Source organism: Amycolatopsis orientalis, assembly GCF_000943515.2.
Lineage (GTDB): Bacteria > Actinomycetota > Actinomycetes > Mycobacteriales > Pseudonocardiaceae > Amycolatopsis > Amycolatopsis orientalis.
Map to the genome: position 1 here is coordinate 1,098,131 of NZ_CP016174.1, position 25,629 is coordinate 1,123,759.

The window sequence follows — 25,629 nt, forward strand, 5'->3', positions numbered from 1 at the left end:
CTCGTTGAGCTCGCAAGAAATCTGGATGTCGACCTGGGTCAAGATCCAGACAGCCCGACCGAAGTTCTAGTAAGCGACCCAACGTGCCGCGGCCATGCCCCCGACACAGATGAACCCCCTGCGAGCGCCTGACCTGGGTTTTCCAAGCGCTCAGGGGGTTCATCTACAACTTCATATGTGGAGCTGAGGGGAATCGAACCCCTGACCTTCTCGATGCGAACGAGACGCGCTACCAACTGCGCTACAGCCCCTGGTGAAGCTTGCCCCTTGTTTGAAGCTCCATGAGCCTATCAGTGGCTCATGGAGCCCCAAAACGGGGGGTCACTCTCCGGCGGCCCGGCGGAACGGCCTGGTCCCGGGCTCGTCGAGCTCGTGGAAGGCCGGGTCCTCGTCGTCGAGGTCGACGACGACGGCTTGGCGCCGGATACGGGACATCGGGGACGGTTTGCGCTCCACGACTTCAGGTCGTTCGGCGGCGACGACCTCGATGTCGTCGTGGGATTCGTCGTCGTCGAGCGACGGGCGGCGCGGGGCGCGGGTGCTGTTGTAGCGGGCGAGGCGGCGCTGCCGGATCTCGTTCTCGATCCGCACCTGGCGGCGCAGGTAGGCGAGGTAGCCGATGAGGACGGCGTCGACGACACCGTTGGCCCACCAGACCATCGGCGTCAGGAAGCCGGCGACGACCGCGGTGGTGACCACGAGTACCAGTAGCGCGATGACAACCCGTTGCCGGAACGCGTACTTGGCCCGGGCCGCGATGTCCGCCGCCTCGGGGTCGAAACCGCCTCGGCCGGGCCGGTAGCCCGCGCTCTGGCGTTCTCTTTCGGTGCGGGGCGCGCGCGAGGGCTGCGGAAGCGGTTCGGCTTCCGGTTCCTCGTCTTCGAGGTCGGCGTCGAGTTCCGCCTCGAGCTCGGCCAGGTCGTCCTCTACCGATGGTTCCGTGTTCTCCGCCATGGCGAACTCCTCCGGTCCCTCGTGGCGTGTGCTCCCGCTCCGCACGACTCGCGCCGCCAAGGCCGAGTCCGCCGTCCGTGCGACCTGCTGGCGCTTGCGGGCGACCATGGGCACGAGAACGACGAGCCATGCCGCTGCGAGCGCGACGATGATCACCGAACTGGGCATCTCCCGTCACCTCCCCCGATCCACTGCTGTAGTCACGCTAGCCACAACAGTCACACACGACGCGCAGACTCGCCGGTTTCGATCACGGAAAATGCATCACCAAATTAGGTGAATCTCACAGTTTGTGGTAACGCGGTCACTGGAACGACTCAGTGATGGGGTCAAACGCGCTCCGCGAGGCCCTTCGCGACGAGCCGGGACACCAGTCCGTGACCGGTCTCCTCCTTGGTGATGGCGTAGCAGAAATGGTCCCGCCAGCCGCCCGCGACGTCGAGATAGCGCTCGAAAAGGCCCTCTTGCCGGTACCCGACTTTGGTGAGAACTCGCAGGCTGGGGGTGTTTTCAGGGCGGACGGTCGCCTCAAGGCGGTGCAGTCCGCCGTAATCGAAGACGTGATCGGTGACGAGGGCGACGGCGCCGGTCGCGACGCCGCCGCGGACGATGTCCGATGACACCCAGTAACCGATCCAGGCGGACCGGAGCGAGGCCCGGATGACGTTACCCACAGTGATCTGTCCGGCGAAGCGTCCATCCACCGTGATGGTGAACGGGAGGCATTGCCCGCGCCGGGCCAGTCCGCGCAGAGCGGCCCATTGCGACGGCCACGACCAGAACGCGTTGCGATCCGGCCACGGCCCGACCCCGGTCGGTTCCCACGTCTCGAGGTGTTCGCGGTCCCTCAGCCGGATGCGGCTCCAATCGCCCGCGTCCCGCAGCCGGACCGGCCGGACGGCCAGTACCCCGGCGGGCACCCGGAGCGGCCCGAGTTTCGCGGGCCAGCCCGGATGCCTGCTCTCGATCGGATACGCGACGCCGGAAATCGGTGCGCCCATTACGCTCGCTGGGCCAGGAAGGTCACCTTGACCTGCTCGCCCGCGGCGACCTCGGTGAGATCCTCGTCGATGTTGATCAGGCAGTTCGCCTCGGCCAGCGAGGCGAGCAGATGCGCGCCGGAAGTGCCGAGCGGCTGCACCAAGTACTCGCCGTTGCCCTCGTCCCGCAGCAGTTGCCCGCGCAGGAAGCCCTTGCGGCCCTTGGTCGAGGTGATCGGGGAGAGCAGCCGCGCGCCGACGATCCGGCGATGCGGGTTGCGGGTGCCGCGCGCGGCGCGGATGAGCGGGCGGACCAGGACCTCGAACACGACGAGCGCGCTCATCGGGTTGCCGGGGATCAGGAAAGTCGGCACCGAATCGGGGCCGAGCCTGCCGAAACCCTGCACCGAACCGGGGTGCATGGCGACGCGGGTCATGTCGATGTGGCCGAGGTCGGACAGCGCGGCGTGCACCTCGTCGCCCGCGCTCCCGCCGGCACCGCCCGCGACGACGACGATCTCCGACATCAGCAGGCGGCCTTCGACGATCTCGCGCAGCCGTTTCGGGTCACCGGGGACGATGCCGACGCGGCTCACCTCGGCGCCCGCGTCCCGCGCGGCGGCGGACAGGGCGTAGGAGTTGACGTCGTAGACCTGTCCGACCGACGGGGTGCGGTCGATGTCGACCAGTTCGTCGCCGACGGACACGATGGAAACCCGCGGCCGCGGGTAGACAAGCACCTTCGCGCGGCCGACCGCGGCGAGCAGGCCGACCTGGGCCGAGCCGATGGTGTCGCCCTTGCGCACGGCGACGTCGCCGATCTGCACGTCTTCGCCGGTCCGGCGTACGTAACCGGCGGACGGCACCGACTTGTGCACGGTGACCTTGGCCTGGTGACCGTCGGTGTAGGCGGTCGGGACGACGGCGTCGGCGAGGGTGGGCAGCGGCGCGCCGGTGTCCACGCGCACGGCCTGTCCCGGTTGCAGCCGTCGCGGCTGGCGCGAACCGGCGGCGATCTCGCCGACCACCGGCAACACCACCGGCTCCTGGCCCGCGGTGCGGACGTCGACGCTTCGCACCGCGTAACCGTCGACGGCGGCCTGGTCGAAACCGGGCAGCGCGTGTTCGGCGACGACCTCTTCGGCGCACAGGAGGCCTTGGGCCTCGGAGATGGCGACCCGGACCGGGCGCGGACGTACCGCGGCGTCCAGGGTCAGCGCTATCTGATCCTCGACGGAACGGAAGGGTCCCGCGTCTTCGGTCTCGGCCGCTTCGGCGATGGGCTCCGTCATGACTGGGGGATCTCGATCCGTTCGTTCGACCAGGCACGCGATGAAGGCCCGTCGGTGAACTGAAGTTCACCACCGTTACCAGGAGTGATGCGGTCCGAAGCCGTGGAAATCGCCCGATCGGGCAAGCTCCTCATGGTTCGTGCCGCCGGGGTGGTCGCTGCGCCTGTCATAGGCGTGAAGCCTAACCTGACCACGTGGGCAAGCCCGGCAATGAGCACCTGAGCAAAGCGGAGTGGCGTTCCCGGATAACCGCCGAACGACGTTCGCAGGTGCCCGAAGACCGGGCCCGGGAGGCGGTTTCGCTGGCCGCCGCGGCCGCCCTCCTGCCGGGCGCGGTCGTCTGCGCGTACGTCCCCTTCGGGACTGAACCGGGCTCGACACTGCTCCTTGATCAACTTGCCGACCAGGGCAAACGGGTGCTGCTGCCGATCGTCCCGGCCGAACCGGGGCCGCTCGGCTGGGCCGCCTACGAGGGGCCGTCGAGTCTCGCGCCGGGCCGGCTTCGCGGGCTGCTCGAACCGACGGGGCGACGGCTCGGTCCCGACACGCTGGGGACGGCCGATCTGGTGCTGATCCCCGCGCTCGCTGTCGACGACGAAGGCGTCCGGCTCGGCCGCGGTGCCGGGTACTACGACCGGTCGCTCGCCTTCGCCGCGCCGGATGCCGCGCTGATCGCCGTCGTCCGGGACGTCGAACTCGTGCACGCGCTGCCGTCGGAACCGCACGACGTCAGGATGACCGGAGTGCTGACCCCGGATCAGGGGGCGGCCCCGAGACCGGTAATACACTGACGCCCCGACGCAGTGGTTCAGAAAGGGCACAATGAGCTCTGACGCGCACCTGTCCGATCAGTTCGCCGAAACGCTGTCGAAAATGCGTTCCGCCGGGGCACACGCCATGGAACTGGCCGCCCTGCGAAGGCGCATCGAGCAGCTGTCCGAACCCGGTGCCGGTGAATTGCCGGGAAACGAACTCGAACCTCTCGATGACATCAGCAGGCTCGTGGATCTGCCCGAGCCGGACGCCGAGGAAGCCCGCCGGGTGCTGGACCGCACCGCCGTTCTCAAGCTCAACGGCGGACTCGGCACGAGCATGGGGCTCACCGGGCCGAAATCGCTGCTGGAAATCAAACCGGGCAAGACGTTCCTCGACGTCATCGCGATGCAGGTGCTCTCGACCCGCGAGAAGTACAACGCCCGGCTTCCGCTGATCCTGATGAATTCGGCGGGCACCCGCGAGCCTTCGCTTGAGCTGCTGAAGAGGTATCCCGATCTCGCCGACGAGGTCATCCCGGCCGACTTCCTGCAGGGCCGCGAACCGAAGATCACCGCCGACGGGCGGCCCGTCGAGTGGCCTGCCAACCCGGAACTCGAATGGTGCCCGCCGGGACACGGCGACATCTACATCGCGCTCGCGGTGAGCGGGATGCTCGACCTGCTGCTGACACAGGGCATCCGCTGGTGCTTCGTGTCCAACGCCGACAACCTCGGCGCGCTCCCGGACGCCCGGATCGCCGCTTGGCTCGCGAAGGAGAACATCCCCTTCGCGATGGAGACCGTGCTCGGCACCGCGGCCGACCGCAAGGGCGGGCATCTCGCGCGGCGCGCGGGCCGGATCGTCCTGCGTGAATCCGCGCAGGTCCCCGACGGCGACGACTCGTTCGGCGATGTCGCCAAATGGCGGTTCTTCAACACCAACAACATCTGGTTCGATCTCGAACGGTTGAAGGAACTGCAGGACGCCGATCCGGCGGCCCCGGTGCTGCCGCTGATCGTGAACCGGAAGACCGTCGATCCGGCCGATTCCGCCAGCACCCCGGTGATCCAGCTCGAAACGGCGATGGGCGCGGCGATCGGCTCGGTCGAGGGCGCGCGGGCCATCGAGATCCCGCGCAGCCGGTTCGCGCCGGTCAAGACCACCGACGACCTGCTCGTCGTCCGCTCCGACGCCTACGTGCTCGACCCCGGCGGGGAGCTGATCCCGGAGTTCACCACCCCGCCGGTCGTCTCGTTGAGCAAGGAGTACTACAAGCTCCTGCCGGACTTCGACGCGCGTATCCCCTCCGCTCCTTCGCTCAAGGAGTGCACGAGCCTCGAAGTGGAAGGCGACGTCACCTTCGGCAAGAACGTCGTCGTCCGGGGCGACGTGAAGATCACCGGTCCGAAAACCATTCCGGACGGCGAAATCCTCTAGCCGCGCTGGGCGATGAACACGTACTCGCGTCCTGGACGGTCCGGGGCGTCCCGGACGTCCAGGACGCGGAAGCCGTGTTCGCCCAGCAAGGCCTCCAGGTCTTCGCGCTCGCGGAACCACAAGGTCGAATCCGAGATGACGACCTCCCCGTCGGAGAACCGGTAGGTGTACCGGAACGAGACGAACGGGAGGTTCACCTCGGTGACCTCACGCCACTGCTCGACCTCGCCGACACCCGGGACGTCACGCGTGTCGTGTGCGGTGTCGACGGCCCAGTCCTCCCAGACACGGCGACCGGGACGCCGGATCTCGAACACCAAATGCCCACCCGGTGTCAGTGCGGTGTGGATGCCTTCGAGAGTCCGCCTCCATACGTCGTCGGTCAGGAAGACCTGCGCCACGTTGCCGGTCATCACGGCGAGATCTGCACCCACCTCGCCCACCGCTTCGGCGTCACCGTGGATCCAGGTGATCTTCCCTTCCGGGTCCTTGGCCTTCGCGATCTCCAAGGACGCTTCGGCCGGATCGACCCCCACGACCTCGATCCCGCGTCCGGCCAGGAGAACGGCCAGGCAGCCGGTCCCGCAGCCGACGTCGAGCACTCTCTTGGCCCCGAGCTCGCCGATGATGGCGAGATAGTGGTCCAGATCGTCGCGAGCGCCGTCGAAGGCGTCGTAGATCGGTGCGAGCCGGGCGTGGGCGAAGAGCGCGTCAGGCATTCGGCGACGATAGTTCCGGTACGCGTGCGGGTGCGAGGGATTTACGGCCCGGCCGCCAGAGCCGTTCTCCCAGCAGCGCGAGGAACGCGGGCAGGAGCACCCCACGGACCAGGGTGGCGTCGATCAGCACGGCGACCGCCATCCCGACGCCCATCATCTTGTACTCGATCGCGCTCAGCGTGATGAAGACGCTGAACACGCCCACCATGATCACCGCGGCGCTGCTGACCACCCCCGCGCTGGTGCCGGTACCGCGGATGATGGCGGCGACGGCGCCGTCGGCCCGGCGTTCACGGATCCGGCTGAGGATGAAGATGTGATAGTCCATGCTCAAGCCGAGCAACAGGACGAACATGAACATCGGCAGCCAGCCGACCACCCCGCCGTACGGGGTGAAACCCAGCAGCGAAGCGAAATGCCCGTCCTGGAAGATCCAGGTGAGCACGCCGTAGGCCGCGCCGATCGAGAGCAGGTTGAGCGCGATCGACACGAGCGACACCGCCACGGACCGGAAAGCCAGCAGCAGCAACACGAACGCGGCCAGCAGGACGAACCCGAAGACCAGCGGCATCCGCTCGAGGACCCGGTCGGCGAAGTCGCGGGCGTTCGCCGTGCGCCCCGACACCGCGTACTCGACGTCCGCCACCTCGCCGACCGTGGCGGGCAGCAGCTCGGTGCGTAGTTTCGCCAGCGCGGCGTCGGCCTCGGCGTCCCGGCCCGCGCCGGACAGCGGTACGCGGAGGACCACCGCTTCGTCGACATTCGCGACCGCGAGGGGTTTGTTCAGCGCGCCACCGGTTTCGCCGATCCGCCGGTCGAGATCCGTGATCGCCGACCGCAACGCCGGACTGTCGACCGGTCCGCCGCCCTTCGCCGTGAGCACCACCGTCGCCGGATAGACCACCCCGGGAAAGGCTTCCTGGGTGCGAACGGCGGCGTCGATCGTCGCCAGCGATCGCGGCAGGCTCTCCGCCGGTGTCGGATCCTGCAGCCGCATGCCGAGCGCGGGCAAGGTGAGCAGGATCAGCAGCGCGGTCGCGAGCCCGCCCCACAGCGCCGGCCGCCGGGTGACCGCCCGTGCCGTCGCGGACCAGAACCGCGAGTTCTCCGCGGCGGTGCGCCGCTTGCCCAGCCAGGGGATCCGGCCGCGATCGACCTTGTCGCCCAGCAGTGAGAGCAGCGCGGGCAGGACGGTGACCGCGCCGAGCACGGCCAGGCCGACCACGAACGCCGTGCTGATCGCGAGTCCGGTGAAGTTGTCGAGCCCGGTGATCGCCAGCCCGCTCACGCACAACACGACCGTGACGCCGGAGACGACCACGACGTGGCCGGACGTCCTCGCCGAGACCCGGATCGCGTCGTCGACCGAGTGGCCCCACGACCGTTCTTCTCGTTGCCGCCTGAGGAAGAACAGCGAGTAGTCGACACCGACCGCCATCCCGATGAGCAGGGTGATCACCGTTGTCGCGCTGTTGATCGGGGTGAGGTCATCGACGACGGAGAGGAAGCCGAACGTCGCCGCGACACTCGTGCCGGCCAGCAGCAACGGGACCGACGCGGCGACCAGCGCGCCGAACACGATCAGCAGGATCACCAGCGTCAGTGGCAGGGAAAGGAACTCCGACCGCTGGACGTCCTGCCGGATGCCCTTGTCGACCACGGAGGAGAGGCTGAGATCGCCGGACAGGCCCAGCCGCACCGATGGATGCCGGGCCGCAACCTCCTCGACCCGCGCCGTCGCGGTCTCGAAGTTCGGGCGGATGGCCTTTTCCCCGCCCGCGATCGAGAAGCCGACCAGACCGGACCGGCCGTCACCCGAGACCCGGTCGGCGCCATCGGTGGCCAGCGGCGACCGGACCTCGGTGACGGCTCCGGACCGGGTGAGCGTGGTGACCAGGTCATCGGTCGCCCGCCGGACCTCCTCGTCGGCGGCGAAGGGCGGCGAACCGGGGTTCTTCGCCTCGACGAGAACGTTCTCGCGTAAGGGATCGAAAGTGTTCTGGGCGTTCAAGGCGGTCTGCGCGCGGCCGGATTCCCCGGGGTCGGTACTGCGACGGCTTTCGCCGTCCAGCAGCGTTCCGGCCGCCAGGGCGATCAGTACCAGGCCGATCCAGCCGACGAGGGTGAGCGCGCGATGCCGCAGGGACCAGGTGGCGATCCGCTCGGTCACCGGAGCGCGCGAGTTGTTTTCGGGCAGCATGAACTACAGTCCTTTGCGTGAAGGAGTGAGATGCCTCGGGCGAGGTTTTTGCTTCTTCTTTCCTGGGCCGTCGAGTTGCCGCTCGGCGGCCCAGGGCCTTTTCACACCGGTGTACGGGTGGTCAGTCGACCTCCTTGAGCATCCGCTCGACCGACCCCACGCTCTTCTGGAGATCGGCGAGACGTCCGTCGAGTTCGGTGAGTTTGCGTTCGTTCTCTTCCTGCGCCTGGACCGCCTTTTCGGCGAGCCTGCGGTATTCCTGTTCCCGCGCGAGCGCGCCCCTGGCCCGGACGGTCGCGCCGAACTGCCAGACGACCACCGTGATCACCACGGTGAGGAACACGAAGATGCCGACCAGTCCGGCGACCTCCTGCCATTGATGCCACTTCACGGTCGTTCCCCCTGCTCGCCGTCCTGTGTGGAAGTACCGAGTGCCGAAGTACTGAGCGTCGGCGCCGCGGCGGCGATGGCGTCCGGGCTCAGCTCGACCAGGAACGGTTTCACCTCGTAGAACTTCATCGCCTTCCCGTCCTCCGACAGCTCGAGGGTGGCCGACACGAGCCCGGCCGCCTCCAGTTTGCGCAGGTGGAGCTGCATGAGTGCCCGGCTGATGCCGAGTTCTCGCGCCAGCTGGCTCACGTACGCGCGCTCCGCGCGGAGCGCCGCGACGATCCGCAGCCGGTGCGGATTCGCCAGGGTCCCCAGCAGCCGCAGCAACTCGTCGCCGGTCGGTCCGGTGGCGGTCATGCCGAGCTCCTGCACATGCCAAAGAAATCTAGCAGGTGCCGACTCCGGCTACCAGGTGCTCCATCCAGACGTTCGGTTCCACGTAGACGCCCACGTCCTGTGCCGAGGAGGCGAGTATCGGCGCGATCCCGCCTGGAACGGCGGTGAGACCGTCCCGGAGTTCCACGCCGGTCCACGCCTTCCACTGCGCGAAGGTTCCGGTGACCGTCATCGCGAACGGCGCCACCTTCACGAACCGGGCACCGAGCCGCTCGTGCGTGCGCAGCCATGGATCCTCGGGCAGTCCGTCCGGACGACGGCGGGCGATGTAGTCCTTAAAGGACAGTCCGGGTTCGTTCTCCTTCCCGGCCGGGCGGACCGGCGCGACGAGGTTGCGCATCCCTTTCGTCAAGGCGCGCTCTTTCAATGCTGCCAACGCTTTTGTGGCCAGGCCGGCACCGCGGCGGCCTGGCGCGACCATCACGTCGAGTGCCATCAGCGTATTCGTCTCACGGGTGCTCATCAGGTCTTCCGCGGCCCAGATCAGGGCGGCGTCCCAGCCGTGGTCCGGCAGTTCCGGGCGTTCCGCCGTCGGGAAGCCGACCGGGACGGCGGCCGCTCTCGCCACCGGGACGCCGTCTTCCAGTAGGACGAGGAAGTACTCCGGCCAGATGGGACGATTTCGCCAGCAGGCCAGTCTGGTCATGCTTGAGGAATTCGCCGCCGACGCCACCGAGGCCGAGCGCGGGCTCACGCAGCTCAGGCCGAGTGGCCAGGTCTTCGATCACGATCATGTCCTCAGTAGACCCGAGGACACTTGTTTTCACGAGGTGGTTTTCAGATCACCTAACGTACCGGCAGCGCGCGGCGCCGTCCAGTGAGGCCGGTGGGGTTGAGGTTGGCGCGCTCGCCGGCGGAGTGCCCGTCGAGATAGCCGCTGCCGGACAGTCGCCTCGGCGGTGCCGAGCGCAGATCACCGTACCGTTCGTCGTACGCCTGCTTGACCATCGCCGTCCGGTCCTGGATCACCAGTTCCGCGGAGCGGTGGCCCGGCGTGGCGCCATGCGTGCGGGCCGCGGTGTCCTCACTGTTGCGGAGCCGTTCGTAGACCGCGCCGGAGAACCCGTGCAGCCAGGTGCGCCGGTACGCGGCCAGCGATTCGCCTGCGAACACACGGTTCTCCGGACGGACCCTGGTCAGCTGAGTGGTCGCCTGCAGCAGCAGACTCGTGTACAGCAGCTCGACCCGCTCCAGATCGGACCGGAAACCGAACACCGTCACCGCGGTGACGGACTGGCCGAGCCGGTGCAGCAGGGCGCGGCACCGCAGCGGATGCGCGATGTTCGTCAGCAGTCCCGCCTTGTCCCGGCTGTACGGGTTGTCGATCGGGATCGAGACCTGGGTGATCTCGTCGGCCTTCGCCCCGGATGCGGCCAGCAGTGCCTGGTCGATGCCGTACCGGGCGATCAGTTCGGCGGCCTTGGTGTTGTACGACTCGGCTTCGGCCTCGGTGACGGCCGGGTCCTCCGCCTTGGCGAGAAGTTTCCGGACGCGTGCGAGCAGCGTGTCATGGTCGGGCATGGCCCCCCTTCCTGATTGGGTTGGAGTGGGTCACCCTAGGAGAGGGGTCCGACAATATTCGACCAGATGTTCGGAACCCGGCAAGGGGGTGGCATGTCGGCCGAGGTGTCGGTGGTCGGTTCCGGTCCGAACGGGCTCGCGGCGGCGGTCCTGCTGGCCAGGGCGGGACGGTCGGTCGAGGTCCACGAGGCGGCGGTGGTGATCGGCGGGGGAACGCGGACGGCACCGCTGTTCGACGACGACGTCCGCCACGACATCTGCGCGACAGGGCATCCGATGGCCGCCGCGTCCCCGTTCTTCCGCTGGTTCGGCCTCGCCGCGCACGGGGTCGAACTTCTGCGGCCCGAAATCGCGTACGCGCATCCGCTCGACGGCGGCCGGGCAGGACTCGCGTACGAGGATCTCGACCGGACCTGTGACGCACTCGGCGCGGACGGCCCGCGGTGGCGCCGCTTGCTGGGCCCGCTCGCCGAACGCAGCCAGGACCTGACCGAACTCCTGCTCGGCGACCTCCGCCATCCACCCCATGACCCCCGGGTCGCCGCCCTCCTGCCCGCCCGGATGGCGATGCTCGCCTCCGGGCTGGACCGCCGCCTGTTCACCGGTGCGGAGGCGCCCGCGCTGCTTTCCGGCGTCTCCGCGCATGTGATGGGCCGGCAGCCTTCGCCCGCCGCGGCCGGGGCGACGCTGTTGCTGGCCCATCTCGCGCACGCGACCGGCTGGCCGATCGCCCGCGGTGGCAGCCAGACCATCACCGAGGCACTCGCCGCCGACCTCCGTGCGCACGGCGGGAGGATCCACACCGGCAGCCGGGTCACGGATCTGCGGCAGCTGGCGAAGTCGCGCACCGTGATCCTCGACATCGCCCCGCGAGGTTTCCTCGACATCGCCCGCGATCTGCTGCCTCCGCGATACCGGAAGGCGCTGGAGTCCTATCGCTACGGACCCGGCGCCGCGAAGGTCGATTTCCTGGTGTCCGAACCGGTTCCGTGGTCGGTGCCGGAGGTCGGCAAGGCGGGCACCGTTCATCTCGGCGGGACGCGGGACGCGGTGTACGCCGCCGAAAACGCCATCGTGCGCGGAGAAGATCCGGACGACCGCTTCGTGCTGGTGTCCGATCCGATGGCGCTCGACCCGTCCCGCGGGCTGCCGGGCAAACGGCCGGTGTGGGCGTATTGCCATGTGCCGAACGGGGATCCGCGCGATGTCACCGACGTCGTGCGGAGACAAATCGAGCGGTTCGCGCCGGGGTTCTCCGACACGATCTTGGCGAGCCGATGCCTCCGGGCGACTGAACTCGAGGCGTACAACGCGAACTACCCCGGTGGCGACGTCGCCACCGGGGCGGTGAACCTGCGGCAGGTGCTCGGACGGCCCGTCCCGCGGTGGAACACGCACCGGACCCCGCTCGGCGGCGTCTTCCTCTGCTCGGCCGCGACGGCACCGGGACCGGGCGTGCACGGAATGGGCGGCTGGTACGCGGCGAAAGCCGTGCTGGGCAAGGACTTCCGGCGGGTGCTCGGCTGAGCGAGCACCCGCCGGAAGGTCATTGCTGGATCGGCTCGCCGTCGGTGCCGCAGACGTAACCGCCGTTGATGCAGGTGCTCACCCGGCGCTGGAGTTCGTTCTGGTTCCAGGCGTTGAAGAAATCGCCGTGGAACGTGTACCCGGGCGCGTTGGTGACCAGGGCGCCGTCGCGGGTCCCGGCGAGGGTGAGCCCGCCACCGTTCACCGGATAGGTGATCAGCAGCTCGACTCGCGGGACCACTTTCGGATAACCGGCCGGGCAGGTCTGCCCGAGCGCGAAGGCCATGTGGTCGCGGTGGTTCGGTGAGTCGAGCCGGACGCCGTCCCAGCACGTCGGGAAGTCCAAATAGGTCTGGAGTTTCGAACCGGGAGGGCAGGTCAGGAAGTCCCGGCTGGACTCGGGCGCGCCCAGGCAGGACCAGCGGGCGTACGGGTTTTGGTCGGGACTGGTCGCTCCCGCGTTGCCGATGACGTAACGCAGCCCGCGCGGCGGCGCGATCGCGTTCCCCATCTGAGTGATGCCCTGGTAGTAGACGGTGACGCGGTCCGGCGCGATCGGTTGCCCGTTCTTGTACAGCGTCGGCGTCCAGTACGAGGAAAGGTCCACGACCGGATCGCAGTTCGTGGTGCCCGCGCTCAGCGATTCGAGGGTGGAGCCGGCGTTCGCGGTCCGGTTCCCGTAGAACTCGTGGATATGGGAGACCCCGGCTCGACCGGGGAAGACGATCGGGTCGTCACCCTTCCGATGGGAACTGAAGCAGTCGGCGCGGAATTCCGAACCGCGCACCGGGGCCAGCGCCTGCTGGGCGACGATCGCCTCGGTCTGCTCCGCGGACGGCACGAAGAAGTGGGCGTCGTGGTTCACCTTGCCGTCGTGGGTGCCGTGTCCGACCGGGACGGCGGGCATCGCCACGGCGATCATCACGAGTGCGGCGGCCACCGCACCCGTGACACCGAACAGGTTCCGGGTTCTCATCGCACGCTCCTCTGCTTGGCGGAGAGACGGAGACGGCGGATATGTTGCTACCGGCAACAAACCGGCGTCTCCATGAGAACCCGTGCGAATGGTCTGGACAAGCGGCCGTCAGGGTGAGGGGATCCCGCTGACCGGGCCGAGGTAGGCGTCGAGTGTGACGGCGAGCGCGCTTTCCGGGGACGGCGCGAAGCTCGCACCCGCCAGCCCGCCCCAGAGCCACAGCTGGGCGAGCCCGTGCAGCGACGCCCACAGCGAGGCCGCGAGCAGCCGTGGATCGGTGGCGGGATGCCATCCGTCGTCTTGGACGTCGCCGACGAGCGCGGCGAAGAAGTCGAACACCGCGCTGCTCACCCGCGTGAGTTCGGGATCCGCCGGATCGATGAGGTCGCGGCGGAACATCAGCTCGAACATCGCCGGATTGGCCAGCGCGAAGTCGAGGTAGCCGTGGCAGGCCGCGATGAGCCGTTCGCGTGGCGTCGTGGCGGGCAGGCCGGTGCCGCGGTCGAGCAGTTCGGTGTAACCACGGGTGGCGACGGCCGAGAGCAGGGCCGCGCGGCCGGTGAAGTGGCGCAAGGGCGCGCCGTGCGAGACGCCTGCCGCCTTGGCGATCCCGCGCAGAGTCACGGCCGCGACGCCTGCCTCGGCCAGCAGGTTCGCCGCCGTGTCGATCAGGCGGGTTCGGGCGCCCACGACCGGGTCTCCTCGAGGACGGGAAGGAGGTCGGGGCGCTTGGGCAGGAAGCCGTCGCCGGGCTGGCGGCCGATGAGCCGGTTGCGGAACCGGCTGAACGCGACCGGGAGCACCTCCCGCGTCATCCAGCGCAGGTCGGCCCGCAGGCCGGGACGTCCGGCCGAACCGGGGAGCGGCGCGAGCCAGGCTGGGTCATGCTCGACGCCGAGCTTGCCGAGGACGTGGCCGGCCAGGCGCCGGTGACCCTGTTCGGACAGGTGCAACCGGTCCGGGCCGAAATAGCGGGAATCGTGCGCGGCGTGATCCAGCCAGAGGTCGACGAGCGTCGCGCCGTAGCTGACGGACGCTTCGCGGACGGCGTCGTTCAACGCGGTGATGCGCGGTCGCATGCGGTGGCCCATCGGCATGCGGTGGGAGATGTCGCTGAGGGTGAAGGTGACGACGGCGGGCGCGATCTCGGTGCAGGCACGGATGGCCGTGTCGACGCGGCGGGCGATGGTCCGCGCGTCCCAGCCGCGGCTCATCACGTCGTTTCCGCCGCCGAACAGCGCGATCAGATCCGGCTGGAGCCCGCGTGCCGCCGGGGTCTGCTCGGCGTGGATCTGGTCGAGCCTGCGACCGCGGACCGCGAGATTGGCGTAGCGGAATTCGGGCTCGTCCTCGGCGAGGCGTCCCGCGACGAAGTCGGCCCAGCCGCGGTAGTGGCCACCGGATGGATGCGGGTCGGCCAGCCCTTCGGCGCAGCTGTCGCCGAGCGCGACGAAACGTTGGTAGCCCATCCAGATCTCCGTAACCGCGAGTTCACCTTGTAGACACTGTCTATCAAACTCGTGTAGACGCTGTCCACTCAGTGGTCCAGGCGGCTCCGATGCGCGCACACGACTGCGCGACGCGGATCGTCTTCCGGGAGCACCCGGCACAGCGCGTCGACGATCTCGACGTCATCGGCCCCGCACGAGGTCTCCCAGTACGACCAGAGCGCCGTCGCGTCCCGGCCGCCGAGCACGACCCGCCGGACCGACGCGGTCACCGACTCACGCTCCTCGCGCACGGCGGGCGACTCCGACTCGGCCAGCAGCGGACCGCGGAACGCGACCGCGGCTCCGGTGACGTCACCTCGCTTGAGGGCGGCCCGGACGCGGAGGAAGTCGGCGTCGACGTCGGCCGAGAGCCGGTACGGCCGCGTCCGCACGATGTCCGAACCAAGTTGCGTCCGCAGCCGGTGGATCTCCGCGCGCACCGTCACCGGGTTGCCGCTCTCACCGTAGAGCAGCAGGGCCAGCCGTTCCGCCGAGAGACCGCCGGGATGCAGGGCGAGCAGGGTGAGGATCTCCGCGTGCCGCAAGGTGAACGGCACTTCACGACCGTCCACTGTGGTCGACGGCGGGCCGTCGGTGAGGAATTCCAGCGCGAGCCGCGGCCGTCTTGCCGGGCCCCGGTTCCGCAGTCGCAGCAGGTAGCCCTCGCTCAGTGGCTCCACCGTGCCGAGCCGTCCGTCGGGTAGTGTGACCTCGCCGCCGCCGCGCCGGATGTCCACAGTGGAGGGAAGATCACCACAGGATTCGGCCGCCAGCACCCGTCCCTGCGCCGACAGCAGGGCTCCCGGCGCACCGCGTAGAGCTTCGAGGTGGGTCATGTTCGCAAGCCGCAACCGTTCGTCGCGCATCGCGAGCCGGGCCCGTAGCTGGCCTTCGGCGAGCTGGGCCGCCGCCGTGACCAGCGCGAGCATCGCGGGATGGACCGTCCGCAGTGGACCGCTGACGTCGATCGACCCGAGCAGCGCGCCGGTCTCCGGATCGTGCACGGGCGCCGCCGCGCAGGTCCAGCCGTGATAGGTCCGCACCAGATGCTCGGCCGAGTAGATCTGCACCGGCTCCCCGGTGGCGAGCGTGGTGCCCATCGCGTTCGTCCCGATGACGTCTTCGCTCCACCGGGTGCCCTCGGCGAGCATCACGCCGTCCGCGCGCCGCAGCACGCCCGACGCGCCTTCGCGCCACAGGATGTGCCCGGCCGCGTCGGTCACGATCATCATGTGCTCGGCGTCGTCGGCGATGCTCACCAGCGTCTGCCGCAGGATCGGCAACACCGGTGCCAGCGGATGCTCCTCGCGAAGCCCGCTGAGTTCGCTGGAGTCGTAGACCAGCGGGGCGACGCCCGTGTCCGGATCGACATGCGCGGCGAGCGAGCGATCCCACGACGCCGACACGATCGACCTGGGCGAACGCGGCGCGGGACCACCGGAGAGGACGGCGTCGTGGACGTCCTTCAGCAGCCGCGCGTACGCCTGAGGGTCACGCGGCGACGCCTCACCACCGGGCCGCTCCGCCACCTTTCCGAGAATAGGTGACCCGCCTCACTTCGTTGCAACGTGCGTGCAACCCCTCCCGGCCTACCTTCGCCGCCATCCGTCACCCCTAGCGATGAGGCAGGAAAGATGGCCAAGTACGCGGCACCGAACACCGAAGGCAGCGTCGTCAGCTACGAGTCGCGCTACGACCATTACATCGGCGGCGAGTACGTACCGCCCGCGAGCGGCCAGTACTTCGAGAACCCGACCCCGGTGACCGGACAGGTGTTCACCGAGGTCGCCCGCGGCACCGCCGCCGACATCGACCGCGCGCTCGACGCGGCCGAAGGCGCCGCCGCGGCCTGGGGCCGGACGTCGGTGGACGAGCGGGCGAACGTGCTGCTCCGGATCGCCGACCGGATGGAACGGAACCTGGAAGCGATCGCCGTCGCCGAATCGTGGGAGAACGGCAAGCCGGTCCGCGAGACCCTCGCCGCCGACATCCCGCTCGCGATCGACCACTTCCGCTACTTCGCCGGCGCGCTGCGCGCCCAGGAGGGCGGCATCTCGCAAATCGACGACAACACCGTGGCGTACCACTTCCACGAGCCGCTCGGCGTCGTCGGCCAGATCATCCCGTGGAACTTCCCGCTGCTGATGGCGGTCTGGAAGCTCGCGCCCGCGCTCGCCGCCGGCAACGCGATCGTGCTCAAACCCGCCGAGCAGACCCCGGCGTCGATCCATCTGCTGATGTCGCTCATCGGCGACCTGATCCCGCCGGGCGTGCTCAACATCGTCAACGGATTCGGCGTCGAGGCGGGCAAACCGCTCGCGTCGAGCCCTCGCGTGCGGAAAGTCGCGTTCACCGGCGAGACCACCACCGGGCGGCTGATCCTGCAGTACGCCAGCGAGAACATCATCCCGGTCACCGTCGAACTCGGCGGCAAGAGCCCGAACATCTTCTTCGACGACGTCGCCGCGGCCAACGACGCCTTCTACGACAAGGCGCAGGAGGGCTTCGCGCTCTTCGCGCTGAACCAAGGCGAAGTCTGCACTTGCCCGTCGCGGGCGCTGATCCAGTCCGGCATCTACGACCGGTTCCTCGGCGACGCCGTCGAGCGGGTCAAGAAGATCAGGCAGGGTCATCCGCTCGACACCGAGACGCAGATCGGCGCGCAGGCGTCCAACGACCAGCTGAAGAAGATCCTTTCCTACATCGACATCGGCGTGCAGGAAGGCGCGAAGATCCTCACCGGTGGCGAGCGCAGCGACCTCGGCGGGGAACTGTCCGGCGGGTACTACGTACAGCCGACGGTGTTCGAGGGCGACAACAAGATGCGGATCTTCCAGGAGGAGATCTTCGGCCCGGTTGTCTCGGTGGCGAAGTTCGACGACTACGCCGACGCGCTCAAGATCGCCAACGACACGCTGTACGGCCTCGGTGCCGGTGTCTGGTCACGCGACGGCAACACCGCTTACCGGGCCGGCCGCGACATCCAGGCCGGCCGGGTGTGGGTCAACAACTATCACGCCTATCCCGCGCACGCGGCCTTCGGCGGCTACAAGGCGTCCGGGATCGGGCGCGAGAACCACAAGATGATGCTGGATCACTACCAGCAGACCAAGAACATGCTGGTGTCCTATTCGGACAGTGCGCTCGGGTTCTTCTGATGGCCGAGCGGGTCGGTTTGACACCGGCCGCCGCGGATCTGCTGCGGCGGCTGGTGTCGCTCCATGGCCGGGTGATGTTCCATCAGTCCGGCGGATGCTGCGACGGGAGCGCCCCGATGTGTTACCCGGCGGGCGAGTTCCGCACCGGGGCGTCCGATGTCCATCTTGGTGACCTGAGCGTCGAAGGCATCGACGACGTTCCGGTGTGGATGTCGGGACCCCAGTTCGAGTACTGGAAGCACACGCATCTGACCATCGACGTCGTGCCCGGCCGGGGGAGCGGATTTTCCTTGGAGGCGCCGGAAGGTGTTCGCTTCCTGGTCCGTTCCCGGCTGTTCAGCGACGAGGAATCGGCGGAGTTGAACGGCCCAGCAACGCGATGAGCCGTTCGCCCGGACCGGCGTCCGGCGGTGCCTCGACAGCGTGGTCGAAGGCGCCGCCGGGCCCGCGCACCGGCGCTACGTCGGGAAAGCGGCTGGCCACGCCCAAAGCGGCCGTGGCCAGTTCGTCGTCCCAGCGATGCGCGCGGCCGAGGGCGGCGTCGAGGTCCCAGCCGTGGACGAGGTTGTCGGCGAAGAGGACGGCCAGGACGTTCTTGCCCGGCAGTGGGCCGAATTTGCCGAAGTCGAAGGTCTTCTTCAGTGCCTGCCCGTCGAAGGCGGCGAGGAACTCGGCGGAGCTTTCTTCGTAGGCGTTGACGAGGTTGTCGACTGTCGTCGAGCGGGTCGTGCGGGGACGGCCTGCCGCCTGTGCGGCCGCCCGCTCGTTGTTGTCGATCAGGTGTTTCACGATGTCGCGGACGGTCCACTCGGCGCAGGGGGTCGAGCGGTCCCAGTCGTCCGCGCCGATTCCGGCGATCGTGGTTCCGGTGGCGTGATGGGCCCGGGTCGTCAAAGCGAGGAAGTCCATGGAGGTAAAATATACGAACGATCGTGCTATAATCTAGGGTGTGAGCACTCTGGAAGTGAACGAGGTCTTCGTGGGGCGGCCGTCGGTGCTGGGGACGAAGCGCGATGTCCCGGTTTACAGCGCTATCGCGAAATCGCGGGTGGAGACGCCCGTTCTGCGGCTGGGCGAGATCAATCTGGCGGGCGACGACCAGGCCGACCGCACCGTCCACGGCGGCGTCGACAAGGCGGTTTACGTCTATCCCGCCACGCATTACGCGGCCTGGGCGGAGCAGGGTTTCCCGGTGGCCACGGGCGATTTCGGGGAGAACGTGTCGGTGGTGGGGGCCGACGAGTACGACGTGCGCGTCGGCGACGTCTGGGCCTGGGGAGACGCGCTGGTCCAGGTCTCGCAGCCGCGGACGCCGTGTTTCAAGCTCGCGATGAAGACCGGCCGCAAGGACGTCATCCCGGCGATGATCGATTCCGGCCGCAGCGGCTGGTACCTGCGCGTACTGCGGACGGGTGAGGTCCCCACTTCGGGCCGCATGACGCTCGAAGAATCCGATCCGGCGAACCCGACGATCGCCGAGGTGTACGTCGCGTCGTTCACCAACGTCGCCCAGTTGACCGATGATCGCCAGGCCGCCTATTGGGCGCTGCTGGACCGGGTGCTCGCGGCGCCCGCGCTCTCCCGGCAGTACCGTGACGGCCTGGAATCGGCGAAACGGCGTCGGGAGGAACGGAATGCCGGTTGACGGCCGGGTGGCCCGCGGCGACGCGACGAGGCGGATCGTGCTGCGGCGTGCCGTCGACATCGCTTCCGTCGAAGGGCTCGACGGACTGTCCCTCGGCAGGCTCGCCACCGAGCTGGAACTGAGCAAATCCGGCGTTTTCGCGTTGTTCGGCTCCAAGGAGGACCTGCAGCTCGCGGCCGTCGAGACGGCGAGCGCGATCTTCGCGGAGAACGTCGTCGCCCCGACGATGGAGATCGAGCCCGGGATCGCCCGGTTGCGCGCGCTGTGCGCGAACTGGCTGGACTATTCGGAACGCCGGGTGTTCCCCGGCGGCTGTTTCTTCTTCAACACCGGCGCCGAGTTCGACGCGCGGACCGGCCGGGTCCACGACGCGGTCGCGAAGGCGAGCCGGGCCTTCGCCCGGTTCATCCGGTCGACGGTCGTGGAAGCCCGGCAGGCCGGGCAGCTGCGCGAATCCGTCGACGTGGACCGGCTGGCCTTCGAACTGCACGCCCTCGGCCGGGCCGCGAACGCGGACTCGGTCATGTTCGGCGGCGCGGAGCCGTACGCGCTGGCGCGGGCCGCGATCACCGCCCGCCTCGACGCCGCGGTCGCGCCATGAAAGGTCCTTTCCTGGCAAATTTTGCAAGGAAAGGACCTTTCATGGCATTCGCGAGCCGCTACTTCCAGTCGACCTGAGTGGACCGGTAGAAGTCGATTCCCTGCTGAACCCACCGCGGGCTTTGCTTCGCCAGCCGGAGCCGGTACGCGTCCCAGGTGCGGGAAGCCTTCGGCGACCAGCCGATCTCGGCGTAACCGGGCAGCCTCGGGAACGCCATGAACTCGATGTCGTCACTGGTGACCAGCGTTTCCGACCACAGCGGCGCCTCGACCCCGGCGACGTTCTGCTCCGTCACCCCCTTCAGGTACGTGGCCGGATCCCAGTCGTAGCCCGTCTTGACCTCGATCAAGCCGGCCCAGTCCAGGCCGAGGCGCGTCTGCGGGTTGTACTTCATGTCCAGGTACGCCTTGTTGGCGGGCGACATGAGGATCTTGTTGCCCCGCTGCGCGGCCGCCGCGACATTGGCGTCCGTATCGGTCGTGCCCCAGTACTGCGGGATGGCCGAAGCAGGCGGGTTCGTCTTGGCGATGTCGTGCCAGCCGGTGATCTGCTTGCCGTACTTCGCGACGATCGGCTGGACCTTCTTGGCGAAGGTCTGGTAATCCGCCGGAGTGGTCGCGTGCGCCTCGTCGCCGCCGATGTTGAGGTACTTCCCGGGGGTGATCGCCGACAGTTCGCGGATGACGTCGTCGACGAACTTGTAGGTGATGTCCTTGTTGATGCACAGCGAGCTGTAGCCGACCTCGGTGTCAGTGCGCGGCGGCACCGCGACACCGTCGCAGTTCAGCTCGGCGTAGGAGTGCTGGGCCGCGTTGGTGTGCCCCGGCATGTCGATCTCGGGAACGACCGTGATGTGCCGCGAAGCCGCGTAGCGCACCAGGTCCTTGTACTGCTCCTGCGTGTAGTAGCCGCCGGGAGCGCCGCCGACGGCCGTCTGCCCGCCCACGGTCGCCAGCTTCGGCCAGCTCTTGATCTCGATCCGCCAGCCCTGGTCGTCGCTCAGGTGCAGGTGGAGCGTGTTGATCTTGTACTGCGCGATCTGATCGATGTAGAGCTTGACCTGCGCCGGGGTGAAGAAGTGCCGGGCGACGTCGAGCATCGCGCCGCGGTAGCCGAAGCGCGGGTAGTCGAGCACGGTGCCGCCCGAGACCACCCATGAACGCTTCTGGACCGTTTTCGCCTCGATGGCCGACGGGAGCAGCTGACGCAACGTCTGCACGCCGAGGAAGAGGCCCTTGTCGGTGTTCGCCTTCAGTGTCACGCCGGCGGGGGACACCTTGAGCTGGTAGCCCTCGGTGCCGACACGGTCGCCCGCGTGGCCGGTTTCGAGCGAGATGGCGGGTCCTCCGCCGCGGTGACCGCTGACGACGGGCAGCCGATAGCCGGTGGCGGGCCGGAGCAGTCCGGCCAGGTAGTCGGCGACCTGTTTGCCGTCGCGGTCGGTGCGGATCACGGTCGCGGGGCTGAGCCGGAAGTCGGCGCGAGGGTCGGGTTTCGCTTCGACCGGCGCGGGGACGACGTCGGCGACGGTCCGTTCGGCCTTCGCGCGCTGTGCCGTCGCGGGGTCCGCGCTCGCCGTCGCGGGCAGCCCGAAGGTCACGAGACTCAGGACGGCGACGCCGAGCACGGTTCTGGACAGGCGTTTACTCATGGAGCACCTCCGGTCGGGAACTGGAGACTCTCTTCTCCTGGAGGTATAGACCAATAGGGGAAACGGGACAACACCCGATCGGACTACGACGGCGTACCGGTCACCGGTTCACTCGCCGCGTAACACCGCTTTCAGTGCATCGAGAACGCTCGCGTCCTCGATCGTCGAGGGCACCTGTTCGTCGCGGCCGTCGGCGATGCCCCGCATGGTCTTCCGCAGGATCTTGCCGGAGCGCGTCTTCGGCAGCGCGTCCACAATGGACACGGCACGGAACGCGGCGACCGGGCCGATGTCGCGCCGCACCAGCGCGACCAATTCGGACTTGAGCGTTTCGGCATCGGTGTCGACCCCCGACTTCAGCACCACGAAACCGCGCGGAAGCTGACCCTTGAGCTGGTCCCGGACCCCGATCACCGCGCATTCGGCGACGGCGGGATGCGAAGCGAGCACGGCCTCCATCGAACCGGTCGAAAGCCGGTGACCCGCGACATTGATGACGTCGTCGGTGCGGCCCATGACGAACAGGTAGCCGTCTTCATCGACGTATCCGGAGTCACCTGTCAGGTAGTACCCGTCGTACCGCGAAAGGTACGCCTCCCGATACCGCTCGTCGTCCTGCCAAAGTGTCGGCAGCGAACCCGGCGGCAGGGGCAGCTTGATCGCGATCGCGCCTTCCTTCCCGGCCGGGAGCGGCTCGCCCGCCTGGTCCAGGATCCGCACGTCCCAGCCCGGCACCGGTTTCGTCGCGGAACCGGGTTTGACCGGCATCGGCTCCAGACCGCGCGGATTCGCCGCGATCGGCCAGCCGGTCTCGGTCTGCCACCAATGGTCGATCACCGGGACCCCGAGCTTCCCGTGCGCCCAGAGGTAGGTCTCCGGATCGAGTCGTTCCCCCGCCATGAACAGCGTCTTGAACCCGCCGAGCTGGTATTTCTTCATTTCGTCCGCGTCCGGGTCGACCTTCTTGATCGCCCGCAACGCCGTCGGCGCGGTGAACAACGCCTTCACTCCGTGGTCGGCGATGACGCGCCAGAACGCGCCCGCGTCAGGCGTGCCGACCGGCTTGCCCTCGTACATCAGCGACGTCGATCCGATGAGGAGCGGCGCGTACACGATGTAGGAATGGCCGACGACCCAGCCGACGTCGGAAGCCGTCCACCACACGTCACCGGGCTCGATGTCGTAGATCGCGCCCATCGACCAGGCCAGCGCGACCGCGTGCCCGCCGTTGTCGCGCACGACGCCTTTCGGTTTCCCCGTGGTGCCCGAGGTGTACAGGATGTACAGCGGATCGGTCGCGGCGACCGGCACCGGATCGGCGGGAACCGCCTTCGCGACCAATTCGTGCCAATCGACGTCGCGTTCGCCGAGTTCGGCGCGTGCCCGTTCTCGCTGCAGCACGATGACCTTGTCCGGCTGATGTGCCGTTCCCGCGAGTGCTTCGTCGATGATCGGCTTGTACTCGACCACCCGGGTCGGTTCGATCCCGCACGAGGCCGCCACGATCACCTTGGGTTTCGCGTCCTCGATCCGCGCCGCCAGTTCCTTGGGCGCGAACCCGCCGAACACCACCGAGTGCACCGCGCCCAGCCGGGCGCAGGCGAGCATCGCGACCGCGGCCTCGGGCACCATCGGCAGGGAGACGATGACGCGGTCGCCCTTCCCGACGCCGAGCGAGGCGAGCGCGCCGGCGAACCGGGCGACGTCGTCCAGCAATTCCGTGTAGGTGAACCGGCGGACCGAACCGGTCACCGGGGAGTCCCAGATCAGCGCAGTCTGCTCGCCGCGGCCGTCCCGCACGTGCCGGTCGAGCGCGTTGAAGGCCGTGTTCAGCTCCGCGTCCGGGAACCAGCGGTAGAAGGGTGCTTTCGACGCGTCGAGGGCCCGTGTCGGCGGGCGGGTCCACTCGATCGCTTGTGCGGCTTCGAGCCAGAAACCCTCCGGGTCTTCGAGGCTCCGCTGGTACGACTCCGCGTACATCGAATGCTCCTTCGCGCTCGGGTACGGACCCCATCATGGACTTCCGGCAGCGCTAATGCCTGGTGGTAACGGCGAAGAGACGGCCGCGACAACCCGGCAACCCTGTAAGGGCGTAGAGCGTCCTAAGCTGAACTAGGGAAAAACGGCCGGAAACGGCCTTAACTAGCGAGGGGAGCGGGGTCCATGGGACTAGCGAGCGCGCTGCTTTCGTTCGCGCACGGCCTGTTCGGGCCAGGTATCTGGCCTGGGGACTGGGTGTGGGCGACGAGCACCGCGGGGGCGCTGGTCGCGTTGCTGCCCGCACTGGGGGCGATGGTCGTCGCGATCATCCGCAAAGGCACCGGCAATCGCTACGACGTGGTGACCCTGTCCGTCTTCGGCGGGATCGGCGTGGTCGCCGTCTTCCTGCTGCCGTGGCTGCTGGCCACCGGTGCGTCGCAGGTCTACCAGGAGGCGGCCTCGACGAAGTCAGGCGGTCAATCCGGCTTCTCCGCCAGTGATCTGTCGACGTTCAACACCGACTACAGCCCGCTGATCGGCAAGCAGAGCGAGTACCTCGGCCGCGGCCAGAACGTCTACGAGGTCCTGTTCTATCCGAACGGGATGCAGCTGGGCTACGTCTTCTATCTGATCCTGCTGGTCGGCCTGCCCGCGCTGTCGCTGCTGTTCGTGATGCTGCAGGCACGCACCGCGTTCCGGCGCGGTCCGAAGTGGCCTTCGCGGTTCTTCTGGATCCCGTTCGTCCTGATGGTGCTGGCGAGCGTCGGCATGGGTGCGAACACCGCCGTGCACTTCTGGCTCGGATTCCTGCCGTTCAGCGTGCTGGGCCTGATCCCGGTCGCACTGGTCGGCCCGCCCGCCTGGTCGGTGATCAACCGGCCGGATCCGCAGCCCCGGCCGAAGGTCGAGCCGTACCGCCCGGAGCCGCCCGCCCCGAAGCCGCAGCAGCAGCTGCCCCCGCCGCCCAAGCAATACCCGGCGACCGCGCTGGCGCAGACACCCGAACCGCCCGCCTTGGCCGCGATGCCGGGTCCGGTCCCGGCGCCCCCTGGTTCCCGTAACTCCGGCGGCAGCCGCTACAAGCGCGTCCGGCGGCTCGGCCACGGTGGTTTCGGCACCGTCTGGGAAGCGGTCGACACCCAGCTCAACCGCACCGTCGCGCTGAAGATCGCGCACGCGCCGGACCGGGACACCGAGGAGCGGATGCAGCGCGAGGCCCGTGCGCTGGCCGTGGTGAACCACCCCAACTGCGTCCGCGTGTACGACCTCGTCGAGGAGCCCGACGGGCTCGCGCTGGTGATGGAATACCTCGAAGGCAGATCGCTGGCCGAGATCGTCGACTCGCAGGGCCCGCTCGACGACATCGCCGCCGGACGGCTCTGGTCGACCATGGCGGGCGCGCTCGCCGCGGCGCACGAGAAGGGTGTGCTGCACCGCGACCTCAAGCCGTCGAACATCATCCTCGACCGCAACGGCCTCGCCCATCTCATCGACTTCGGCATCGCCCGCAGCCAGGGCGACTCGAAGATGACCGCGACCGGGATGATGATCGGCACGCCGGACTTCGTCGCCCCCGAGCAGGCGATGGGTTCTCCGGCGAGCCCGGCATCGGACGCTTGGCAGCTCGCGGCGACGGTCAGCTACGCGCTGTCGGGCCAGCCGCCGCGCGGCACCCGCGAGACCCCGATGGCCGCGCTGATGGCCGCCGCCCGCGCCGAACCGGTGTCGAAGCTGCCGAACCGCAGCGCCCACGCCCGGATCCTCATCGCGTCGCTGGACCAGGAACCCCGCCGCCGTCCGACACTCGCCGCCGTGCGGCGCGACGTCGAAGGCTGGCTGGCCCGCGCGGGTAAATCGCCGGACGGCCCGGTGACGCAGATCGTTCCGCGCCGCCCGCCGCAACCGCACCACCAGCCGCAGCCGCAGCGCCACCCGCGCTGACCTGCGCAAAGAGAG

At 68.7% G+C, this 25,629-nt stretch carries 23 protein-coding genes, 1 tRNA gene and 1 pseudogene; 8 read left to right on the forward strand and 17 right to left on the reverse strand.

Features of this window, described 5'->3' with window-relative positions; genetic code table 11:
- Nucleotides 1–178: 178 nt before the first annotated feature.
- The 4 genes from SD37_RS05340 to glp all read right to left on the reverse strand — a co-directional run bounded on the left by SD37_RS05340 (nt 179) and on the right by glp (nt 3,226).
- Nucleotides 179–251, reverse strand: a tRNA-Ala gene (locus SD37_RS05340).
- 70 nt (nt 252–321) lie between these two features.
- Nucleotides 322–1,122 carry a divisome protein SepX/GlpR gene (sepX, locus tag SD37_RS05345; RefSeq protein ID WP_044852109.1) on the reverse strand — a complete coding sequence of 267 codons (801 nt, stop codon included), beginning with the start codon at nt 1,120–1,122 and terminating at the stop codon, nt 322–324.
- Between the two features lie 161 nt (nt 1,123–1,283).
- Nucleotides 1,284–1,955 (reverse strand): GNAT family N-acetyltransferase, encoded by a 672-nt coding sequence (locus SD37_RS05350; RefSeq protein ID WP_044852110.1) that lies wholly within the window; start codon nt 1,953–1,955, stop codon nt 1,284–1,286.
- Nucleotides 1,955–3,226 (reverse strand): molybdotransferase-like divisome protein Glp, encoded by a 1,272-nt coding sequence (glp, locus tag SD37_RS05355; protein ID WP_037317457.1) that lies wholly within the window; start codon nt 3,224–3,226, stop codon nt 1,955–1,957. The genes SD37_RS05350 and glp overlap by 1 nt, the downstream gene beginning before the upstream one ends.
- A gap of 218 nt (nt 3,227–3,444) precedes the next feature.
- Here glp and SD37_RS05360 point away from each other — a divergent pair, with 218 nt between their 5' ends.
- Both SD37_RS05360 and SD37_RS05365 read left to right on the forward strand, forming a co-directional pair.
- Nucleotides 3,445–4,017: a 5-formyltetrahydrofolate cyclo-ligase gene (locus SD37_RS05360; protein ID WP_044852754.1), complete on the forward strand. Its 573-nt coding sequence runs from the start codon at nt 3,445–3,447 to the stop codon at nt 4,015–4,017.
- Nucleotides 4,018–4,048: 31 nt separating this feature from the next.
- Complete coding sequence (locus tag SD37_RS05365) at nt 4,049–5,419, forward strand: UTP--glucose-1-phosphate uridylyltransferase (protein WP_044852111.1); 1,371 nt, start codon at nt 4,049–4,051, stop codon at nt 5,417–5,419.
- Here the strand turns inward: SD37_RS05365 and SD37_RS05370 are convergent.
- The 6 genes and pseudogenes from SD37_RS05370 to SD37_RS05395 all read right to left on the reverse strand — a co-directional run bounded on the left by SD37_RS05370 (nt 5,416) and on the right by SD37_RS05395 (nt 10,645).
- Nucleotides 5,416–6,138, reverse strand: a complete 723-nt coding sequence (locus tag SD37_RS05370; RefSeq protein ID WP_044852112.1) for a class I SAM-dependent methyltransferase — start codon at nt 6,136–6,138, stop codon at nt 5,416–5,418. The two genes, SD37_RS05365 and SD37_RS05370, sit on opposite strands and share 4 nt — an antisense overlap.
- Nucleotides 6,131–8,338, reverse strand: coding sequence for an MMPL family transporter (locus SD37_RS05375; RefSeq protein WP_044852113.1), 2,208 nt, complete (start codon nt 8,336–8,338; stop codon nt 6,131–6,133). Before SD37_RS05375 ends, SD37_RS05370 begins: the two co-directional genes overlap by 8 nt.
- Before the next feature lie 121 nt (nt 8,339–8,459).
- A complete protein-coding gene (locus tag SD37_RS05380) occupies nt 8,460–8,729 on the reverse strand; it encodes a hypothetical protein (RefSeq protein WP_037317443.1) in 270 nt (89 codons plus the stop codon).
- Nucleotides 8,726–9,085, reverse strand: coding sequence for an ArsR/SmtB family transcription factor (locus SD37_RS05385; RefSeq protein WP_037318764.1), 360 nt, complete (start codon nt 9,083–9,085; stop codon nt 8,726–8,728). The genes SD37_RS05380 and SD37_RS05385 overlap by 4 nt, the downstream gene beginning before the upstream one ends.
- A gap of 28 nt (nt 9,086–9,113) precedes the next feature.
- A pseudogene (locus SD37_RS05390) lies at nt 9,114–9,858 on the reverse strand (GNAT family N-acetyltransferase).
- A gap of 52 nt (nt 9,859–9,910) precedes the next feature.
- Entirely contained in the window at nt 9,911–10,645 is a 735-nt protein-coding gene (locus tag SD37_RS05395; RefSeq protein WP_044852114.1) for a DUF2786 domain-containing protein, read from the reverse strand.
- Between the two features lie 93 nt (nt 10,646–10,738).
- Between SD37_RS05395 and SD37_RS05400 the strand changes: the two genes are divergently transcribed.
- Complete coding sequence (locus tag SD37_RS05400) at nt 10,739–12,172, forward strand: phytoene desaturase family protein (RefSeq protein WP_044852115.1); 1,434 nt, start codon at nt 10,739–10,741, stop codon at nt 12,170–12,172.
- Between the two features lie 19 nt (nt 12,173–12,191).
- On the opposite strand, the gene SD37_RS05405 is transcribed toward SD37_RS05400, so the two are convergent.
- From SD37_RS05405 to SD37_RS05420, 4 genes are all read right to left on the reverse strand, one after another.
- On the reverse strand, nt 12,192–13,148 hold the full coding sequence (locus tag SD37_RS05405; RefSeq protein WP_052674992.1) for a DUF1996 domain-containing protein: 957 nt from the start codon (nt 13,146–13,148) through the stop codon (nt 12,192–12,194).
- A 108-nt stretch (nt 13,149–13,256) separates the two neighbouring features.
- The gene (locus SD37_RS05410) at nt 13,257–13,838 is read right to left on the reverse strand and encodes a TetR/AcrR family transcriptional regulator (protein ID WP_044852116.1); all 582 of its coding nucleotides are present in this window, start codon (nt 13,836–13,838) and stop codon (nt 13,257–13,259) included.
- Nucleotides 13,817–14,617: an SGNH/GDSL hydrolase family protein gene (locus SD37_RS05415; protein WP_044852117.1), complete on the reverse strand. Its 801-nt coding sequence runs from the start codon at nt 14,615–14,617 to the stop codon at nt 13,817–13,819. Before SD37_RS05415 ends, SD37_RS05410 begins: the two co-directional genes overlap by 22 nt.
- Before the next feature lie 68 nt (nt 14,618–14,685).
- Nucleotides 14,686–16,167 (reverse strand): helix-turn-helix domain-containing protein, encoded by a 1,482-nt coding sequence (locus tag SD37_RS05420; protein WP_044852118.1) that lies wholly within the window; start codon nt 16,165–16,167, stop codon nt 14,686–14,688.
- A 105-nt stretch (nt 16,168–16,272) separates the two neighbouring features.
- Here SD37_RS05420 and exaC point away from each other — a divergent pair, with 105 nt between their 5' ends.
- Together exaC and SD37_RS05430 are read left to right on the forward strand one after the other, a co-directional pair.
- Entirely contained in the window at nt 16,273–17,796 is a 1,524-nt protein-coding gene (gene exaC, locus SD37_RS05425) for an acetaldehyde dehydrogenase ExaC (protein ID WP_044852119.1), read from the forward strand.
- The gene (locus SD37_RS05430) at nt 17,796–18,179 is read left to right on the forward strand and encodes a DUF779 domain-containing protein (RefSeq protein ID WP_007028746.1); all 384 of its coding nucleotides are present in this window, start codon (nt 17,796–17,798) and stop codon (nt 18,177–18,179) included. The genes exaC and SD37_RS05430 overlap by 1 nt, the downstream gene beginning before the upstream one ends.
- Here the strand turns inward: SD37_RS05430 and SD37_RS05435 are convergent.
- Nucleotides 18,133–18,705: a TIGR03086 family metal-binding protein gene (locus SD37_RS05435; protein WP_044852120.1), complete on the reverse strand. Its 573-nt coding sequence runs from the start codon at nt 18,703–18,705 to the stop codon at nt 18,133–18,135. The genes SD37_RS05430 and SD37_RS05435 overlap by 47 nt on opposite strands.
- 40 nt (nt 18,706–18,745) lie before the next feature.
- Here SD37_RS05435 and SD37_RS05440 point away from each other — a divergent pair, with 40 nt between their 5' ends.
- The gene (locus SD37_RS05440) at nt 18,746–19,441 is read left to right on the forward strand and encodes an MOSC domain-containing protein (RefSeq protein WP_145926532.1); all 696 of its coding nucleotides are present in this window, start codon (nt 18,746–18,748) and stop codon (nt 19,439–19,441) included.
- On the forward strand, nt 19,431–20,042 hold the full coding sequence (locus SD37_RS05445) for a TetR/AcrR family transcriptional regulator (protein ID WP_044852121.1): 612 nt from the start codon (nt 19,431–19,433) through the stop codon (nt 20,040–20,042). Before SD37_RS05440 ends, SD37_RS05445 begins: the two co-directional genes overlap by 11 nt.
- 58 nt (nt 20,043–20,100) lie before the next feature.
- Here SD37_RS05445 and SD37_RS05450 read toward each other — a convergent pair whose 3' ends face one another.
- Nucleotides 20,101–21,693, reverse strand: coding sequence for a beta-N-acetylhexosaminidase (locus SD37_RS05450; protein WP_044852122.1), 1,593 nt, complete (start codon nt 21,691–21,693; stop codon nt 20,101–20,103).
- Nucleotides 21,694–21,801: 108 nt separating this feature from the next.
- Complete coding sequence (locus SD37_RS05455) at nt 21,802–23,673, reverse strand: propionyl-CoA synthetase (RefSeq protein WP_065912749.1); 1,872 nt, start codon at nt 23,671–23,673, stop codon at nt 21,802–21,804.
- A gap of 183 nt (nt 23,674–23,856) precedes the next feature.
- On the opposite strand from SD37_RS05455, the gene SD37_RS05460 reads away from it, so the two are divergent.
- Nucleotides 23,857–25,614, forward strand: coding sequence for a serine/threonine-protein kinase (locus SD37_RS05460; protein WP_044852124.1), 1,758 nt, complete (start codon nt 23,857–23,859; stop codon nt 25,612–25,614).
- The last annotated feature ends 15 nt before the right edge of the window (nt 25,615–25,629 follow it).

Coding starts and splice junctions, on each gene's coding strand:
- SD37_RS05375 (WP_044852113.1), bottom strand. CDS start 8,338: ATGCTGCCCGAAAACAACTCGCGCGCTCCGGTGACCGAGCGGATCGCC.
- SD37_RS05350 (WP_044852110.1), bottom strand. CDS start 1,955: ATGGGCGCACCGATTTCCGGCGTCGCGTATCCGATCGAGAGCAGGCAT.
- SD37_RS05450 (WP_044852122.1), bottom strand. CDS start 21,693: ATGAGTAAACGCCTGTCCAGAACCGTGCTCGGCGTCGCCGTCCTGAGT.
- SD37_RS05455 (WP_065912749.1), bottom strand. CDS start 23,673: ATGTACGCGGAGTCGTACCAGCGGAGCCTCGAAGACCCGGAGGGTTTC.
- SD37_RS05405 (WP_052674992.1), bottom strand. CDS start 13,148: ATGAGAACCCGGAACCTGTTCGGTGTCACGGGTGCGGTGGCCGCCGCA.
- SD37_RS05435 (WP_044852120.1), bottom strand. CDS start 18,705: ATGGACTTCCTCGCTTTGACGACCCGGGCCCATCACGCCACCGGAACC.
- SD37_RS05385 (WP_037318764.1), bottom strand. CDS start 9,085: ATGACCGCCACCGGACCGACCGGCGACGAGTTGCTGCGGCTGCTGGGG.
- SD37_RS05400 (WP_044852115.1), top strand. CDS start 10,739: ATGTCGGCCGAGGTGTCGGTGGTCGGTTCCGGTCCGAACGGGCTCGCG.
- SD37_RS05415 (WP_044852117.1), bottom strand. CDS start 14,617: ATGGGCTACCAACGTTTCGTCGCGCTCGGCGACAGCTGCGCCGAAGGG.
- SD37_RS05430 (WP_007028746.1), top strand. CDS start 17,796: ATGGCCGAGCGGGTCGGTTTGACACCGGCCGCCGCGGATCTGCTGCGG.
- SD37_RS05370 (WP_044852112.1), bottom strand. CDS start 6,138: ATGCCTGACGCGCTCTTCGCCCACGCCCGGCTCGCACCGATCTACGAC.
- SD37_RS05365 (WP_044852111.1), top strand. CDS start 4,049: ATGAGCTCTGACGCGCACCTGTCCGATCAGTTCGCCGAAACGCTGTCG.
- SD37_RS05460 (WP_044852124.1), top strand. CDS start 23,857: ATGGGACTAGCGAGCGCGCTGCTTTCGTTCGCGCACGGCCTGTTCGGG.
- glp (WP_037317457.1), bottom strand. CDS start 3,226: ATGACGGAGCCCATCGCCGAAGCGGCCGAGACCGAAGACGCGGGACCC.
- exaC (WP_044852119.1), top strand. CDS start 16,273: ATGGCCAAGTACGCGGCACCGAACACCGAAGGCAGCGTCGTCAGCTAC.
- SD37_RS05395 (WP_044852114.1), bottom strand. CDS start 10,645: ATGCCCGACCATGACACGCTGCTCGCACGCGTCCGGAAACTTCTCGCC.
- sepX (WP_044852109.1), bottom strand. CDS start 1,122: ATGCCCAGTTCGGTGATCATCGTCGCGCTCGCAGCGGCATGGCTCGTC.
- SD37_RS05445 (WP_044852121.1), top strand. CDS start 19,431: ATGCCGGTTGACGGCCGGGTGGCCCGCGGCGACGCGACGAGGCGGATC.